Below are 15,760 nucleotides of genomic sequence, written 5' to 3'. Positions count from 1 at the left end.
CGCGCACCGGCAGGGCAAATGCCTCCGGCACCGGAAGGGCCGAGACCGGAAAGGACCCCGTGATGAAATCGCTGATGACCGCTGCCGCCATGGCGGCGCTGCTGGCTTCGCCCGCAGCCGCCTTCGACCCCGCGAACATGACCGAGGCCGAGCGCGAGGCCTTTGGCGAGGCGGTGCGCGGCTACATCATGGACAACCCGCAGGTGCTGGTCGAGGCGATCAACGCCATGGAGGCCCGGCGGCTGGAGGCCGAGGCCGAAAACGACAAGCTGCTGGTCGCCGCCAACAGCGCTGCGCTGTTCGAGGACGGGTATTCCTGGATCGGCGGCAACCCCGAGGGCGGGCTGACCATCGTCGAGTTCATCGACTATCGCTGCGGCTATTGCCGCCGCATCGCGCCGGAGCTGGACAAGGTGGTGGCCGAGGACGGCGATATCCGCCTGATCCTCAAGGAGTTCCCGATCCTCGGGCAGGAAAGCGACTTGGCCTCGCGCTATGCCATCGCGGTGCGGCAGATCGCCGGTGGCGACGCCTACAAGGCGGCACATGACCGGCTTTACGAATTGCGCGGCGGCGTCACCATCGAGACGCTGAATGCGCTGTCGGCGGATCTGGGGCTGGACGCGCAGGCGATCGTGCAGCGGATGAACACCGAGGAGGTGTCCTCGGAAATCCGCCAGAACCGCCAGCTGGCCGAGCGGATGCAGATCATGGGCACGCCGACCTTCGTCATCGGCCCGGAACTGCTGCGCGGCGTGCCGACCGCCGGGCTGGCGGCGGTGATCGAGACCATCCGCGCCGAGGCGGGCTGAGGGCCGCCGCCGGGCATTGTGGCGGCGCTGCGCCCGTTCGTCAGCGGCACCAATCCGCGCCGGCTGGTTCTGGGAATGCGCCGTCGGACCGGGGCTCTGCCCCGGACCCCGGGATATTTGAGACCGCCCGAAGCGCGTTAACCGAATCTTCAGGATTTAGGGGCAATGTCGGAATTGCGGTACAGGCGGGGACGCCGATGACCGCACCGACCGAAAGCCGCCCCCGTCCCTGTGGCGGGGGCGTGCCTGTTTCGGGCGGTCGGAAATATCCTCGGGGGTGAATGGCGCCCCGAAGGGCGCCAGAGGGGGCGGAAAGCCCCCTGAGAACAGTTCCGCCGGGCGTTACTCGGCCGCTTCGGCGGCGCCGGAAAGCTCTTCGGCGCGGCGCTCGACCAGCTCGACGATATGGTCGATCATCTGGTCATTGGTCATCTTGTGGTCCTGCTTGCCGGCCAGATAGACCATGCCGCTGCCAGCGCCGCCGCCGGTAAAGCCGATGTCGGTCATCAGCGCCTCGCCGGGCCCGTTCACCACGCAGCCGATGATCGACAGGCTCATCGGGGTCTTGATGTGCTCGAGCCGCTGTTCGAGGATTTCCACGGTCTTGATTACGTCGAACCCCTGCCGCGCGCAGCTGGGGCAAGAGATGATCTGCACGCCGCGGGTGCGCAGCCCCAGCGATTTCAGGATCTCGTAGCCGACGCGCACCTCTTCCACCGGATCGGCCGACAGCGACACCCGGATGGTATCGCCGATCCCGGCCCAGAGCAGGTTGCCCATGCCGACCGCGGATTTCACCGTGCCGCCGCGCAGCCCGCCCGCCTCGGTGATGCCCAGGTGGATCGGCGCGTCGGTGGCTTCCGCCAGCGCCTGATAGGCGGCGGCGGCCAGGAACACGTCCGAGGCCTTCACGCTGATCTTGAACTCGTGGAAATCGTTGTCCTGCAGCAGCTTGATATGGTCGAGCCCGCTTTCCACCATCGCGTCCGGGCAGGGCTCGCCGTATTTCTCCAGCAGGTGGCGTTCCAGGCTGCCCGCGTTCACCCCGATGCGGATCGAACAGCCGTGGTCGCGGGCGGCCTGCACCACCTCGCGCACCCGCGCCGGCTCGCCGATATTGCCGGGGTTGATGCGCAGGCAGGCGGCGCCGGCCTCGGCAGCCTCGATGGCGCGGCGGTAGTGGAAATGGATGTCGGCGACGATCGGCACCGGGCTTTCGCGGGTGATCTCGCGCAGCGCCCGGGTCGAGGCCTCGTCGGGGGTCGAGATGCGCACGATGTCGGCGCCCGCATCCGCGGCGGCGATCACCTGCGCCAGCGTCGCGCGCACGTCCGAGGAATCGGTGTTGGTCATGGTCTGGACGCTGATCGGGGCATCGCCCCCGACCGGGACCGAACCGACCATGATCTGCCGCGACCGGCGGCGCTGAATATTGCGCCAGGGGCGGATCGGGTTATGCGTCATCGCTGGACCTTTCGGCTGTCGCCGACACAGATAGGCGCTTGGCCCCGCCGGGGCAACCGGCCGCCGCGGGGTTTCCCCTGCCCGGCCGCGCGGCCTATTCCTGGGGCGCGGGGTCCTCGCCCACCAGCGGCGCGGCCGAGGCGACCGCGAACATCGTCGCCAGCGCCGGGTCGGCGGCCGGGTCGGCCAGCGCGAACTTGCCGGTCAGCGCGTCGGGCGACAGCTCGATGTTGCGCACCACCTGCGGCCCGGGCGCGGCCGGGCCATAGGTCTGCCCGTTCACCGCGAAATACACCGCCCCCGAGTTGCCGGTCCGCAGCAGCGGCGGCTGTTCGCTGGCCGGCAGCACGAAGCGTTCGCCCGCGTCGAGGGTCTTTTCCAGCAGCACCGAGCCGTCCGCGGCGCTGACCCGCACCCAGGCGGGGCGGGTGGCAAGGATTTCCACCTGCGGCGGCTCGGGGCCCAGGGTGCGCACCGACGGCGCCTCGGCCACGGTCTGCGCGCCCGGCGCCTGCACGCCCGGCAGGTTCAGCGGCACGGTGGGGGTCAGCGCCAGTTCGGTCGCCTCGGAGGGCGTCACCGCCTGCGGCGCGGCCTCGGCGGGATCGGGCAGGCCCGGGTCGATTGCGGCGATGGGGGTGTCGCGCGGGGTCAGCACCGGCACCTCGAGCGCACGGGGGCGATAGATACGGTCCATCGCCTCGGGCTGCGGCAGGTCGACCGCGCCCGCATCCGCCACCCCGACCGGCGCGGCCTCTTGCACCGGGTCCAGCGCCGCGATCACCGCCGGCGCCTGGTCCGAGGGGGTCAGGTTGACCTTCTGCACCTCTTGCAGCACCGCCCAGCCGCCATAGCCCAGCCCCAGCGCCAAGGCCCCCATGACCAGCACCGAGCCGATGGCCCGCGGCTCGATCGAGGACCAGAAGCTTTCCGGCTGCGGGATGAACAGCGCCCGCGGGTTGGCCAGCGCCTCGGCCGGGTCCGAGGGGCGGCGGGTCGGCTTGGGACCGGCGGCGGCGGGGGCCATGCCGTGCACCGGCTGGAACCCCGATTCCTCGCAGAAGCGGCGGAACACCCAGTCCTGGTCCATGCCCAGATAGCGCGCATAGGACCGCACATAGCCCGACACGAAGCTGGGCGCGTCAAAGGCCGACAGGTCGCTGTTCTCGATCGCGGCAACGTACGAGGCGCGGATGCGCAGCTCGCGCTGCACATCCAGCAGCGACTTGCCCATGGTGGCGCGTTCGCCACGCATGATGTCGCCCAGCCGCATCTCGAAATCGTCGAACCCCGGAGCCGAATCCCGCCCGTTGACGGAATCATCCGGCCCTGCGGGCGCTCTCGTCCCGATCATTCCTGCCTGCCCCATTTCTAGCCGTCCCGGATTCGCTTGTGCCTCAACGCGAATCTGGCGTGATTTGTTTAAATTGATGCTATCACGCTGGCGAGAGGGGGGACACTACTTCTTGGGCGTCAAGCCACTGCATGCGCACGATTCAGCGCACAGCGCGACCACAGCGCATCCATGGCATGGACCAGATGGTCGATCTGCTTGGGATCGTGCACCGGCGACGGGGTAAAGCGCAGGCGTTCCGTGCCGCGGGGCACGGTGGGGAAGTTGATCGGCTGCACGTAGATGCCGAACTCGTCCAGCAGCATGTCGGACAGCATCTTGCAGTGGACCGGGTTGCCGACATGCACCGGCACGATATGGGTGCCGCGGTCGTCGATGGGCAGGCCCAGCCCGCGCAGGCGCATCTTGAGGATGCGGGCGTGCAGCTGCTGGGCGTCGCGCAGCTGCTGGCCCTCTTCGGTCTTCAGCAGCGCGATCGAGGCCGCCGCACCGGCCGCCACCGCCGGCGGGATCGAGGTGGTGAAGATGAATCCCGGCGCGTAGGAGCGGATCGCGTCGCACATCTTGGCCGAGGCCGCGATATAGCCGCCGAACACCCCGAAGGCCTTGCCCAGCGTGCCGTTGAAGATGTCGATGCGGTGCATCAGCCCGTCACGCTCGGCCACGCCGCCGCCGCGGGGGCCGTACATGCCGACCGCGTGCACCTCGTCCAGATAGGTCAGGGCGTTGAATTCGTCGGCGAGGTCGCAGATCGCCTCGATCGGGCCGAAGTCGCCGTCCATCGAATAGATCGATTCAAAGGCGATCAGCTTGGGCACAGCCGGGTCGTCGGCGGCCAGCAGCTCGCGCAGATGCTCGACGTCGTTGTGGCGGAAGATGCGCTTGGCGCCGTCGAAACGCTTGATCCCCTCGATCATCGAGGCGTGGTTCAGCTCGTCCGAATAGATGATCAGGCCGGGGAACAGCTTGCGCAGCGTGGAAAGCGTCGCGTCATTGGCGATATAGGCGCTGGAAAACACCAGCGCGGATTCCTTGCCGTGCAGGTCGGCCAGTTCGGCCTCGAGCCGCTTGTGATAGATGGTGGTGCCGGAAATGTTGCGGGTGCCGCCCGAGCCGGCGCCGGTGGCGTCCAGCGCCTCGTGCATGGCGCCCAGCACGGCGGGGTGCTGGCCCATCCCCAGATAGTCGTTGCCGCACCAGATGGTGATTTCCTGCTCGGTCCCGTCGGGGCGGGTCCAGATCGCTTGCGGGAAATGCCCCTTGCGACGCTCGACGTCGATGAACACGCGATAGCGGCCTTCGTCATGCAGGCGCTGCAGGGCCTGGTCGATTGCGGCATCGTAGTTCATCAGCTTGCTCCTTGCTTGCCATTCGGCGGGCTTGCGTCACGGGCCTGCGGCGATCATGGTCGCCGGTGGGGCCGCTCGTCATTGATAAGGATCAATGGCAGGAAAATACACCCTTTAATCCCCGATGGGACGAAAAGTCGTACCGTCCGGGACATGCTCTGCGGGAAAGGACGGCAAATGGCAAGGATGGCGCGGCTGGACGAGGTATTGACGACGCTGGACGAGGGGCTGCCGGCGGCGCTGGACCGGCTGATGGCGTTCCTGCGCATCCCCTCGATCTCGACTGACCCGGCCTATGCCGGGCGGGTGCGCGAGGCGGCGGGCTGGCTGCAGGGCGAGCTGGCGGCGCTGGGGTTTCAGGCGACGGTCGAGGACACGCCCGGCCACCCGATGGTGGTCGCGCGCAGCCAGCCGGGCGCGGGCCGCAGCCTGCTGTTCTATGGCCATTACGACGTGCAGCCGGTCGACCCGCTGGCGCTGTGGGACCGCGACCCCTTCGACCCGGCGATCGAGGACACCCCCGCCGGCCCGGTGATCCGCGGCCGCGGCGCCAGCGACGACAAGGGCCAGCTGATGACCTTTGTTGAGGCTTGCCGGGCCTGGAAAACCGTGCATGGCGCCCTGCCCGCGGGGCTGGTGCTGCTGTTCGAGGGCGAGGAGGAATCCGGCTCTCCGAGCCTCGAGGGGTTCCTGCGCGACAATGCCGAGCGGCTGCGCGCCAGCCTGGCGCTGATCTGCGACACCGGCATGTATGCCGACGGACGCCCGGCGATCACCACCCAGCTGCGCGGGCTGCTGGGCGAGGAGATCGTGATCCGCGGCGCCGACCGCGACCTGCATTCCGGCAGCTTCGGCGGGCTGGCGGCGAACCCGCTGCAGGTGCTGGTGAACGCGCTGGCGGCGCTGAAGGACGCGCAGGGACGGGTGACGCTGCCCGGGTTCTACGACGGCGCGCCCGAGTTGTCCGAGACGCTGCGCGCGGACTGGGAGGCGCTGGGGTTCAATGCGGGCGACTTTTTGTCGCAGGTCGGGCTGCGCCATCCCATCGGCGAGCCGGGACGCAGCGGGCTGGAAATGGTGTGGAACCGCCCGACCCTTGAAATCAACGGCATCGCCGGCGGCTATGCCGGCGAGGGGTTCAAGACCGTGCTGCCGGCCGAGGCCCGCGCCAAGGTCTCCTGCCGGCTGGTCGGCACCCAGGACCCCGAGGCGATCCGCGAAGCCCTGCGCGCCCATGTCCGCAGCTTCCTGCCCACGGATTGCAGCGTCGAGTTCCACCCGCACGGCGGCTCGATGGCCAGCGTCATGGATATTTCGGACCCGGCCTTCGGCGCGGCGCGGCAGGCGCTGAGCGACGAGTGGGGCCGCGAGGCGGCCTTTATCGGCGCCGGCGGCTCGATCCCGGTGGCGGGGGATTTCAAGCGGCTGCTGGGGATGGATTCGCTGCTGGTCGGCTTTGCCCGCGACGACGACCGCATCCACTCTCCCAACGAGAAATACGACGTGGAAAGCTTTGCGAAAGGCGCGCGCAGCTGGGCGCGGATCCTGGCGGCGCTGGGTTGAACGGCGCGGCCGGAGCGGGGTTCTCCACCCCGGCCACTGCCGTGGCCGTCCTCGCTGAACGCAGTCCACTGGGCCATCTCCGGCGGGAAAACGGCCTTGCGGGCTGTTTTCTGATCCGCCTCCTGTTCCGGGCGCTCGGAAGCCCCCAGGATATTTGGGGCAAGCTGAAAGGGGGGGGCATTGCCGAATAATCCGCGCAGACGGATTGCCGCGGCTTTGCTGGCGCTGGCGGCGTTTTCGCCTTGCGGCGCCGTGGCCGAGACCCCGGATTACGCCGCGATGATGGCGGAGGCTGCCTGGGACTGGCAGCCCGGCGATCCGATCTTCCTGAACGGGATCAATGCGCTCGACGAGCTGATCCGGCAGGCCGAGGGCGGAGACTGGGGTTCCGTCGGCATCCTCCGCCCGTCCAGCGGCGACCCGCGCGTGGTGTTCGCCGATGAAGAAGCCGGGATTACCGAACTGATTCTCTATGAAATCACGGATCGCCGCGCCCCGTCGGAATATGCGGTTTACCGGATCGGGGGCACGTCGGGGAACGGGCTGGGGCTGCTGACGAATTACAGCCTGTTTTCGGCCTACGGCAGCGGCCTCGACAGGCTGATGCTGTTCGGGAACGGGGCTTTCTACAATGCCGAGCTGGTCTTTGAGGCGGCGCTGAGCGAAGGCCATGTCCTTGGAACGCCGCGGAAACTTGCCGGATTGACGACGATGGAGGGGCCGCTGGCGCAGGCGCTGCTTGCGGAATGGCAAGCCCACCCCTATTGCGTCGCGGCGCTGTCGGCCGGCGAATGCTGGGAAGAGCTGCGCGAGATCGCCGTTATCACCCCCGGCACGCTGCTGGCATCAGGCAGGCTGGAACAGGTTTATCCCTAGAAGTCCGCGGGACGGTCCTTGCCCGTCAAGCAAAGGACCGCCCTGCCATGGACGGTCAGGCGGCGCGGGACATCAGCACCGATTCGACCTTTTTCTGGGCGCCGCCCTCGTCGATGCCGTTCACGGCGGCGACCTCGCGGGTCAGGCGGTCCAGCGCGGCCTCGTAGAGCTGGCGCTCGGAATAGGATTGCTCGCGCTGGTCGTCGCTGCGGTGCAGGTCGCGCACCACCTCGGCGATGGACAGCAGGTCGCCCGAGTTGATCTTCTGTTCGTATTCCTGCGCCCGGCGCGACCACATCGCGCGCTTGACACGGGCCTTGCCCTTGAGCGTTTCCAGCGCGCGGTCCACCAGGTCGGGCGAGGCGAGGCCGCGCATCCCGATCTCGGTCGCGCGGGCGGTCGGGACACGCAAGGTCATCTTGTCCTTTTCAAACGAGATCACGAACATCTCGAGCTTGAGGCCGGCGACTTCCTGCTCTTCGATGGACACGATCCGGCCGACGCCGTGGGCCGGATAGACCACGAAATCGTCGGGGCGGAACTCGTTCTTCTTGGTCTTCGACATCTTGCTTCCTTCCAGATCGCGCCGCGGATGGCGCAAAAAGACCCCTGGGGGGTTGCCCTCCCGAGGTCCCTGTGGTTGTTGTCGGTCAGCCGGATGGGCAGACATCCGGGCACACTATGGCTGGCCAGTGTCCATGACCCTGCCGGTGCAACAATCTTGTATCACGAATCACCCCCTTTTAGAAGGGGTTTTTCCCGGGCGCGAATCGCGGCCGGCCCTGGCGCGCGGCCGGGCCGGCGCATGGACCCGGGCCGGCGCTGGCGCGGCCGGCCGGGGCCGAGAGCGATCAGTCACCCTCGCCGGGGTTGGGCGAGAAGTATTTGTCCAGCTTTCCGGTCACGCCGTCCATTTCCTCGGCGGTGGGCAGCGGGTCCTTCTTGCGGGTGATGACCGGCCATTGCTCGGAATAGGTGCGGTTGAACTCGACCCAGGCTTCCATGTCGGGCTCGGTATCCGGGCGGATGGCGTCCGCCGGGCATTCCGGTTCGCAGACCCCGCAGTCGATGCATTCATCCGGGTGGATCACCAGGGTGTTTTCCCCCTCGTAGAAACAGTCGACCGGACAGACCTCGACGCAATCCGTGTATTTGCACATGATGCAGTTGTCGGTCACGACATAGGTCATGGTCAGCCTCGTGGGGGAAGTTGCGAGGCTCACCTATGCCTTTCGCGCGGGGGGTTCAAGCCGGGCTGCCCGGTTCCCCGGCGTCCCCCACCTGCGCCGTGTCGTCGCGGTCGAGATCCTGGAACAGCGCCTGCGCCTCGGCCGCCGGACCGCGGCGCAGGCCGGGGGCCAGCACCCGCAGGCTGCGCACGCCCGAGGGCGCCGCCACGGTCACCACATCGCCGGGTCGGACCTCGTGGCCCGGCTTGCGGCAGGGGGCGCCATTCACCCGCACGCCGCCCTGCGCGATGCGGTCGGCGGCCAGGGTGCGCGACTTGAAGGCGCGGGCGTGGAACAGCCAGCGGTCCAGCCGGATCGCCTCTGACGGCTGCGGCGGGTCGTCGCCGCCCGGGCGACCGCCCCTGCGCGCCATCAGCCCGCCTGCATGGCTGCGGCGCTCACGTCTTGTTCTTCAACGCGGCGAGCACGGCAAAGGGGCTGTCGGGGTCCACCGGCTTGTCGTGGCGGGGCGGCCGGGCCTCGAAGCTGCGCTCGGGCTTGCCGCCCTTGCCGCGGTTCTCGTTGCGCTCGCCCCGCCCCTCACCGCGTCCCTCGCCCCGGGGCTTTCCGCTCGGCTTGCCGCCGGGTTTCCCCTGCCGCTGCGGGCGCTGCCCGTCCTCGCCTTCGCGCCGCCGCTCGCCGCGGGGGCGGTCGGAGCGGTCGGATTGGGGGCGATCCGATTGCGGCCGGTCGGCGCGGGCACCCTCGGGCTGGCCGGGGGCGGCGCCATCGCGGCGCGGGCGGCGCTGGAAGCGCCCCTCGGCTTCGGCGCCGCGACGCGGGCCGCGGGGGCGCGGGGCCCAGGTGAAGCTGTAGAAGACCTCCATTTCGGGGGCGGGCGTCTCGGCAGCATCCCCGTCGGCCGGGGCGCCCCCGGCCTCGGCAGCCTCGGCCCCGGTGCCATCGGCGCCGGTATCCTCGGCCTCGGCCCCCTCGCCTGCTTCCGCGGCAGCGGCAGCCTCGGCCTCGGCCGCAGCGGCAGCCTCGGCGGCGCGTTTCTCGGCCTGCTCGGCTTCCCAGCGGGCGCGGGTCTCGGCGGCGAGCACGCTTTCCTCTTCGGTCAGCGGCGCGTCCGATACCGGCGCATCGCCGCCCTCCTCGCCCATTTCCGGCGTGGCGTCAGCCTCGGCCGGGGGCGGAACGGCGCGGGTCTTGACCCGTTCGCCGCGTTCGGCGCGATAGCCCAGCCCGCCCATCAGATCGGCGAATTGCTCCAGCGTCATGCCGGTGATCGACAGCATGTCGGCGGTAGCCTCGAACCCGCCGCGGCTGTCCTGGCCGCGCAGCATGTCGGCCAGCCGTTCCAGCATGTCGATGCGGATCGCGCGCTCGCCGGCCGGGTGATAGCCCGACAGCGTGTAATAGTCGCGCGGCACCTCGGGCAGGTTCGGGATGGTCACCAGCCCGGGCGGCGGCGATTCGGGGAACTCGTCCGCGCCCGCCCACAGCGCCGACAGCAGCAGCCGCAGCCGGGTCGGCGCCGGCTTCAGCAGCGCCGGCTGGAAGACGGTGTACTGGCCGAAGCGCACCCCGTGCTTGCGCAGGCTGCCCCGCGCGTCCTGGTCCAGCGCCTTGATGTCGGCAGCCACCGCGTCGCGCGGCAGCACCCCCAGCGCCTCGACCAGCCGGAACGCCACGCCGCGCGCCAGCCCGGCCAGCGTCTCGTCGGCCTGCATCGCCAGCAGCGGCTCGAACCCGGCGGCGATCTTGCGGTCGATGAAATGCTGCAGCCGGCGGCGGACCTTTTCGGCCACCTCTTCGCCCGCATCCTCGTCCACGAAGACCTCGATCGCGGGCTTCAGCGGCTCGGAGCCCTTGACCAGCTTGCCCACCGCCGAGGCGCCCCACATCAGCCCGCCCTGCTCGGTAAAGTCGAGCTCGGTATCGGGGGCGTTGTAGAAGCGGTCGGCGCGCAGATGGAACTCGGGGCGCAGCGCCTCGTATGCGGCGCGGGTCAGCATCCTTGCCTCGTCGCCCTGGGCGGCGGGATCGGTCCGAAAGCGGAACCCGTCCAGCCGGCCGGCGAACTCGCCCTCGACCGTCACTTCGCCCTTGTCGTTCACCTCGGCCACCAGGCTCTCCTTCTGTTTGAGCCGGCGCAGCAGCACGGATGTGCGCCGGTCCACGAATCGCTGCGTCAGCGCGGCGTGCAGCGCATCAGACAGACGGTCTTCTACAGCCCGCGTCTCGCCGCGCCAATGGGCTTCGTCGCGCACCCAGCCGCTGCGCTGCGCCACATAGGTCCAGGTGCGGATATAGGCCAGCCGCTTGCTGATCGCGTCGATGTCGCCGCCGGTGCGGTCGATGCGGGCGACGGCGCGGGCCAGCCAGTCGCCGGGAATGCCGCCGTCCTGCAGGAAACCGTAGATCCTGGTCAGCAGCGTGGTGTGTTCGGCGGGCGAAATGCCGCGGAAATCCGGGATCCGGCAGACGTCCCACAGCAGCCGCACATCCTTGGGGTGGGTCACGCGGTCGCGGATCTCGGGCAGCCCCGACAGCACCTTGAGCGCGGCAAGATCGTCGGCCTCGCGCCCGCGGCCCAGCCATTCGCTGCCCGAGGGGCGTTCCAGCGACTGGATCAGCCGGTCCACGGTGCCGAACTCCAGCGCCGAGTTGCGCCACACCAGGCGCGAGATCGGCTGGAAACGGTGGTTCTCGATGGCGTCGATCAGCCCCTCGTCCAGCTCGCGCGCCTCGCCGGTGACGCCGAAGGTGCCGGGCTCGGTATGGCGGCCGGCACGGCCGGCGATCTGGCCCAGCTCGTGCGGGAACAGCGGCCGCATCCGGCGGCCGTCGAACTTGTGGGTGGATTCAAAGGCAACGTGGCGGATGTCGAGGTTCAGCCCCATGCCGATGGCGTCGGTGGCGACCAGGTAATCGACCTCGCCTGCCTGATACATCGCCACCTGCGCGTTGCGGGTGCGGGGCGACAGCGCCCCCATCACCACTGCGCAGCCGCCCTTGAGCCGGCGCAGAAGCTCCGCCGTCGCATAGACGTCATCGACCGAGAACCCGACGATGGCCGAGCGCGCGGGCATCCGCGACAGTTTCTTCGACCCCGCCCAGCTGAGCGTGGAAAACCGCTCGCGCCGGATGAAATGCGCCTCGGGGACCAGCGCGGCAATGGCCGGGCGCATGGTGTCGGACCCGAGGAACAGGGTCTCGTGCAGCCCGCGCATGTGCAGCAGCCGGTCGGTGAAGACATGGCCGCGTTCCGGGTCGGCGCATAGCTGGATCTCGTCGATGGCGACGAAATCGGCCAGCACCTCGGGCATGGCCTCGGTGGTGGCGACCCAATAGGCGGCGCGCTCGGGGACGATGCGTTCCTCACCGGTAATCAGCGCCACCACCGAGGGGCCGCGCGCCTTGACGATGCGGTCGTAGACCTCGCGCGCCAACAGCCGCAGCGGCAGGCCGATGACGCCAGTGCGATGGGCCAGCATCCGCTCGATCGCGTAATGGGTCTTGCCGGTGTTGGTCGGCCCCAGCACGGCCGTGACGCGCCCCGCCACCTCAGACGCCCTGCCCCGGCGTCACCGACAGCCGCGCGGCGCCATCCTGCGCGTCGGGCTGATGCGGATTGACGCCCAGGCTTTCGCGATAGGCGGCCAGCGCCCGCGCCGTATCGCCGCTGTCCTCGAGGATCGCCGCCAGCAGCGTGATCGAGGGCCAGTGCCGCGGTTCAAGCTGCAGGGCGCGGGCCAGGTCGGCCATGGCGGGGCCGGTCTGCCCGGCCATCTGGAACGCCGCCGCCCGCGCTGCCCAGCCGGCGGCGAAATCCGGCGCGTGGTCGGTCAGCGCGGTCAGATGCCCGATGGCAGCCGCGGTGTCCCCCGCATCCAGCGCCGATTCGCCGCGCATCAGCAGCAGGTCCAGCGCGGCCGAGCCGGACCGCGACCAGGCCCGCTCGATATCCGATTGCGCCCGCATCCAGCCCTCGCCATCGGCGGCCAGTTCGCTGAACAGCGCCTCCATGTCGTCGGGGGGTTCCGCCGGGCTCTGGGCCGCCAGCGGCGCGGCGGCCAGCGCCGCCGACAGCAGGGCCGCGGCAAATGCCGTGGCGACAGGGTGGAACTGGGGCTTGGGCGCGCGCATAAGGTCGATGTAGACACTCGAGCGCCGCGGCGCCAGCATGGGAGACAGGGACAGATGAGTTCAGTGATCGAAGGCGCCATCAAGGCACTGGCCGCGCGGATTTCCTCGTTCGACGGCACCGCCAAGTTCGTGATCGACGGTGTCGGCGCGATCATGATCGACGAGAACGGCGTGCGCGCCGGCGACGACGAGGCCGAGGTGACGCTGACCGCCAGCCGCGACACCTTCGAGGGGCTGCTGAACGGCGAGACCAATCCGACCATGGCCTATATGACCGGCAAGCTGAAGATTGACGGCTCGCTGCCAACGGCGATGAAGCTGGGCTCGGCGCTGTCCTGAGCCATGGCGCCCGGACGCGCCGCACCGATCATGCCGGGGACCGCCGCCTGCCTGCGGCGGTTCCCGGCCGCGCCGCTGCACCGCCTGCCGGATGAACCCGACAGCGGCGGGCAGGCGTTCTGGGTCACCACCAGCGACGGGCTGCGGCTGCGGCTGGGGCTGTGGCAGCCGGCGGGGACGGCGCGGGGCACGGTGCTGCTGTTCCAGGGCCGCACCGAATATCTGGAAAAATACAGCCCCATCGCCGCATGGCTGGCGGCGCAGGGGCTGGCGGTGATCGCGCCGGACTGGCGCGGACAGGGGCTGTCGGACCGGCTGCTGGCCGACCCGCGCCCGGGCCATATCGGCGATTTCGCCGATTACCGCGCCGATGCGGCCGCCGTGGTCAGCGCCGCCGAATCGCTGGCGCTGCCGCGGCCGTGGCATCTGCTGGCGCATTCCATGGGCGGCTGCATCGGGCTGGCGGCGCTGCTGGACGGGCTGCCGGTGGCGCGGGCGGCGTTCTCGGCCCCGATGTGGGGGCTGCACCACCCGCTGGTGCCGGGGGGCGTGATCAGCGCGCTGACCTCGGGCGCGCGGCTGCTGCACCGGACCGGCCGCGCCGCGGTGGGCACGGGCGGCGGCGGCACCTATCTGCTGGACGCGAGGTTCCGGGGCAATGCGCTGACCTCGGATGCGCGGCAATGGGCGCGGCTGGTGGCGCAGGCCGGCAGCTGGCCCGAGCTTACTCTGGGCGGCGCCACCTATGGCTGGATCGCCGCCGCGCGCCGGGAAATGGCACGCCTCGCCGCAATGCCTTCGCCTGAAATCCCTGCGCTGATCGGGGTCGGGGGCGCCGAGGCGGTGGTGTCGCCAGCCGCGATCCGCCGCCGCGCGGCCAGCTGGCCACAAGCCCGGCTGTCAGAGCTGCCCGGGGCGCGGCACGAGCTGATGTTCGACCACTCCGCCCCGCAATTCCTCGCCGCCGTTGAACAGCTTTTCGCCGCCTGAAGCTGCTTCTTCATCATCCAAATATCCTGGGGGAGCCGGTCGCAGACCGGCGGGGGCAAAGCCCCCTGCTAGGCCCCCTCGCCCCGCATCCGCCGCAATTCGGCCACCAGCGCCCGGGTCGAGCCATCCTGCCCGCCGCCCTCGCCGCCCTCGAGCAGCGGCAGCACCTCGCCCGCCAGCTCCTTGCCCAGCTCGACCCCCCATTGGTCGAAGCTGTTGATGCCCAGGATCGCACCCTCGACAAACACCCGGTGCTCATACAGCGCCACCAGCTGTCCCAGCGTATAGGGGGTCAGCGCCGGGATCAGCAGCGTGGTCGAGGGGCGGTTTCCGGGGAACACCCGATGCGCGGCCTGACATTCGGCCTCGGGGCCGGTCAGCCCCATGGCGGCGACGATCTCGCGCGCCTCTTCCATGCTGCGCCCGCGCAGCAGCGCACCGGATTGCGCCAGGCAATTGGCGATCAGCAGCCGCTGGTGATGGTCCAATCCGGGTTCCTCGCCCCGCGCGGCCACGATGAATTCGCAGGGCACCACCGCGCTGCCCTGATGCAGCAGTTGGAAGAACGCGTGCTGACCGTTGGTCCCCGGCTCTCCCCACACGATGGGCCCCGAGGGCCGCGCCAGCGCCTGCCCGTCCATGGTGACGCCCTTGCCGTTCGATTCCATCTCCAGCTGTTGCAGATAGGCCGGCAGGCGGCGCAGGCGCTGCGCATAGGGCAGCACCGCGCGGGTCGGATAGCCGCAGATCTGGTGGTGCCAGATCCCGACCAGCGCCAGCATCACGGCCAGGTTTTCCGCCAGCGGCGCGGCGCGGAAATGCGCGTCCATGGCGCGGCCGCCGGCCAGGAACTCGTCGAAGCGATCCGGGCCGATCCCCAGCATCAGCGACAGCCCGACCGGGCCCCAGACGGAAAACCGCCCCCCCACCCAGTCCTCGAAGCCGAACACCGCCCGGCGGTCGATGCCGAAATCGGCGGTGCGCGCCAGCGCGGTCGAGACGGCGGCGAACTGAAGCTCGGGCCGGGCGACGCTTGCCGCCATCCAGCGGCGCACGGTGTCGGCGTTGGTCATCGTCTCGACGGTGGTGAAGGTCTTGGAGGCAACGATCACCAGCGTGGTTTCCGGGTCCAGCCCGCGCAGCGTGTCGGTGGCATCGGCGCCGTCGACGTTGGACAGGAAATGCAGCCGCGGCCCGTCAGCCCACGGCGCCAGCGCCAGCGAGGCCATGGCGGGCCCGAGGTCCGAACCCCCAATACCGATGTTGACCACATCGGTATAGCGCCCGCCCTGCCCCGCGATCCGCCCCGCGCGCACCGCCCTTGCAAAGTCCCGCATCCGGTCCAGTGTGGCGTGCACGCCCGGCAGCACGTCGCTTCCGTCGACCTCGATCGGCCCGTCCAGCGCGCGCAGGGCCACATGCAGCGCGGCGCGGCCCTCGGTCTCGTTGATCCTTTCGCCGGAAAACATCGCCTCGCGCCGCGCAGACACGCCCGCGGCCAGCGCCAGCAGCAGCCCGAGCGCCCGCGCGTCGATGGCGGTCTTGGACCAGTCGAGCCACAGCCCGTCCGCCGCCACCGCACAACGCCGCGCCCGCTGGGGGTCGGCGTCGAACAGGGCGGTGATCGGGCGGGCCGCGGTCGCGGCCCGATGCGCGGCAAGCTGCTGCCAGAGCTCTGTCATCTTCACT

At 70.0% G+C, this 15,760-nt stretch carries 14 protein-coding genes; 5 read left to right on the top strand and 9 right to left on the bottom strand.

The features are described 5' to 3' along the window. The first annotated feature begins 62 nt into the window (after positions 1-62). Complete coding sequence (locus BUB57_RS06870) at positions 63-812, top strand: DsbA family protein (RefSeq protein ID WP_073064247.1); 750 nt, start codon at positions 63-65, stop codon at positions 810-812. A gap of 342 nt (positions 813-1,154) precedes the next feature. Here BUB57_RS06870 and ispG read toward each other — a convergent pair whose 3' ends face one another. From ispG to hemA, 3 genes are all read right to left on the bottom strand, one after another. Continuing rightward, positions 1,155-2,276 carry a flavodoxin-dependent (E)-4-hydroxy-3-methylbut-2-enyl-diphosphate synthase gene (ispG, locus tag BUB57_RS06865; RefSeq protein WP_073064244.1) on the bottom strand — a complete coding sequence of 374 codons (1,122 nt, stop codon included), beginning with the start codon at positions 2,274-2,276 and terminating at the stop codon, positions 1,155-1,157. A 94-nt stretch (positions 2,277-2,370) separates the two neighbouring features. After that, the gene (locus BUB57_RS06860; RefSeq protein WP_073064242.1) at positions 2,371-3,630 is read right to left on the bottom strand and encodes a helix-turn-helix domain-containing protein; all 1,260 of its coding nucleotides are present in this window, start codon (positions 3,628-3,630) and stop codon (positions 2,371-2,373) included. Between the two features lie 119 nt (positions 3,631-3,749). Next, positions 3,750-4,979 (bottom strand): 5-aminolevulinate synthase, encoded by a 1,230-nt coding sequence (gene hemA / locus BUB57_RS06855; RefSeq protein ID WP_073064240.1) that lies wholly within the window; start codon positions 4,977-4,979, stop codon positions 3,750-3,752. Between the two features lie 177 nt (positions 4,980-5,156). On the opposite strand from hemA, the gene BUB57_RS06850 reads away from it, so the two are divergent. Continuing rightward, complete coding sequence (locus BUB57_RS06850; RefSeq protein ID WP_073064239.1) at positions 5,157-6,542, top strand: M20/M25/M40 family metallo-hydrolase; 1,386 nt, start codon at positions 5,157-5,159, stop codon at positions 6,540-6,542. Between the two features lie 180 nt (positions 6,543-6,722). Beyond that, the gene (locus tag BUB57_RS06845) at positions 6,723-7,418 is read left to right on the top strand and encodes a peptidoglycan peptidase (RefSeq protein ID WP_143159650.1); all 696 of its coding nucleotides are present in this window, start codon (positions 6,723-6,725) and stop codon (positions 7,416-7,418) included. Positions 7,419-7,473: 55 nt separating this feature from the next. Here the strand turns inward: BUB57_RS06845 and BUB57_RS06840 are convergent, their stop codons facing one another. From BUB57_RS06840 to BUB57_RS06820, 5 genes are all read right to left on the bottom strand, one after another. After that, positions 7,474-7,983: a CarD family transcriptional regulator gene (locus BUB57_RS06840; protein ID WP_073064237.1), complete on the bottom strand. Its 510-nt coding sequence runs from the start codon at positions 7,981-7,983 to the stop codon at positions 7,474-7,476. Between the two features lie 286 nt (positions 7,984-8,269). Continuing rightward, entirely contained in the window at positions 8,270-8,608 is a 339-nt protein-coding gene (fdxA, locus tag BUB57_RS06835; protein WP_073064235.1) for a ferredoxin FdxA, read from the bottom strand. A gap of 55 nt (positions 8,609-8,663) precedes the next feature. After that, positions 8,664-9,020, bottom strand: a complete 357-nt coding sequence (locus BUB57_RS06830) for an RNA-binding S4 domain-containing protein (RefSeq protein WP_073064232.1) — start codon at positions 9,018-9,020, stop codon at positions 8,664-8,666. Between the two features lie 25 nt (positions 9,021-9,045). Next, a complete protein-coding gene (locus BUB57_RS06825; protein ID WP_073064229.1) occupies positions 9,046-12,159 on the bottom strand; it encodes a helicase-related protein in 3,114 nt (1,037 codons plus the stop codon). 1 nt (position 12,160) lies between these two features. After that, the gene (locus BUB57_RS06820; protein ID WP_234952007.1) at positions 12,161-12,781 is read right to left on the bottom strand and encodes a hypothetical protein; all 621 of its coding nucleotides are present in this window, start codon (positions 12,779-12,781) and stop codon (positions 12,161-12,163) included. 15 nt (positions 12,782-12,796) lie between these two features. On the opposite strand from BUB57_RS06820, the gene BUB57_RS06815 reads away from it, so the two are divergent. Both BUB57_RS06815 and BUB57_RS06810 read left to right on the top strand, forming a co-directional pair. Continuing rightward, positions 12,797-13,081, top strand: a complete 285-nt coding sequence (locus BUB57_RS06815; protein WP_073064226.1) for an SCP2 sterol-binding domain-containing protein — start codon at positions 12,797-12,799, stop codon at positions 13,079-13,081. Between the two features lie 3 nt (positions 13,082-13,084). Then, complete coding sequence (locus BUB57_RS06810) at positions 13,085-14,071, top strand: alpha/beta hydrolase (RefSeq protein WP_234952006.1); 987 nt, start codon at positions 13,085-13,087, stop codon at positions 14,069-14,071. Positions 14,072-14,139: 68 nt separating this feature from the next. Here the strand turns inward: BUB57_RS06810 and pgi are convergent, their stop codons facing one another. Further along, entirely contained in the window at positions 14,140-15,753 is a 1,614-nt protein-coding gene (gene pgi / locus BUB57_RS06805) for a glucose-6-phosphate isomerase (protein ID WP_073064223.1), read from the bottom strand. Positions 15,754-15,760 lie beyond the last annotated feature (7 nt).

This window comes from Paracoccus solventivorans, assembly GCF_900142875.1.
GTDB lineage: Bacteria > Pseudomonadota > Alphaproteobacteria > Rhodobacterales > Rhodobacteraceae > Paracoccus > Paracoccus solventivorans.
Note: the sequence above shows the minus strand (reverse complement) of the source record. Positions and strands in the feature narration are given on the sequence as shown.

Excerpts from the sequence above, each read along its gene's own strand:
- BUB57_RS06810 (WP_234952006.1), top strand. The coding sequence starts at position 13,085 with ATGGCGCCCGGACGCGCCGCACCGATCATGCCGGGGACCGCCGCCTGC.
- BUB57_RS06820 (WP_234952007.1), bottom strand. The coding sequence starts at position 12,781 with ATGCTGGCGCCGCGGCGCTCGAGTGTCTACATCGACCTTATGCGCGCG.
- ispG (WP_073064244.1), bottom strand. The coding sequence starts at position 2,276 with ATGACGCATAACCCGATCCGCCCCTGGCGCAATATTCAGCGCCGCCGG.
- BUB57_RS06830 (WP_073064232.1), bottom strand. The coding sequence starts at position 9,020 with ATGGCGCGCAGGGGCGGTCGCCCGGGCGGCGACGACCCGCCGCAGCCG.
- BUB57_RS06815 (WP_073064226.1), top strand. The coding sequence starts at position 12,797 with ATGAGTTCAGTGATCGAAGGCGCCATCAAGGCACTGGCCGCGCGGATT.
- pgi (WP_073064223.1), bottom strand. The coding sequence starts at position 15,753 with ATGACAGAGCTCTGGCAGCAGCTTGCCGCGCATCGGGCCGCGACCGCG.
- fdxA (WP_073064235.1), bottom strand. The coding sequence starts at position 8,608 with ATGACCTATGTCGTGACCGACAACTGCATCATGTGCAAATACACGGAT.
- BUB57_RS06870 (WP_073064247.1), top strand. The coding sequence starts at position 63 with ATGAAATCGCTGATGACCGCTGCCGCCATGGCGGCGCTGCTGGCTTCG.
- BUB57_RS06850 (WP_073064239.1), top strand. The coding sequence starts at position 5,157 with ATGGCAAGGATGGCGCGGCTGGACGAGGTATTGACGACGCTGGACGAG.
- BUB57_RS06840 (WP_073064237.1), bottom strand. The coding sequence starts at position 7,983 with ATGTCGAAGACCAAGAAGAACGAGTTCCGCCCCGACGATTTCGTGGTC.
- BUB57_RS06860 (WP_073064242.1), bottom strand. The coding sequence starts at position 3,630 with ATGATCGGGACGAGAGCGCCCGCAGGGCCGGATGATTCCGTCAACGGG.
- hemA (WP_073064240.1), bottom strand. The coding sequence starts at position 4,979 with ATGAACTACGATGCCGCAATCGACCAGGCCCTGCAGCGCCTGCATGAC.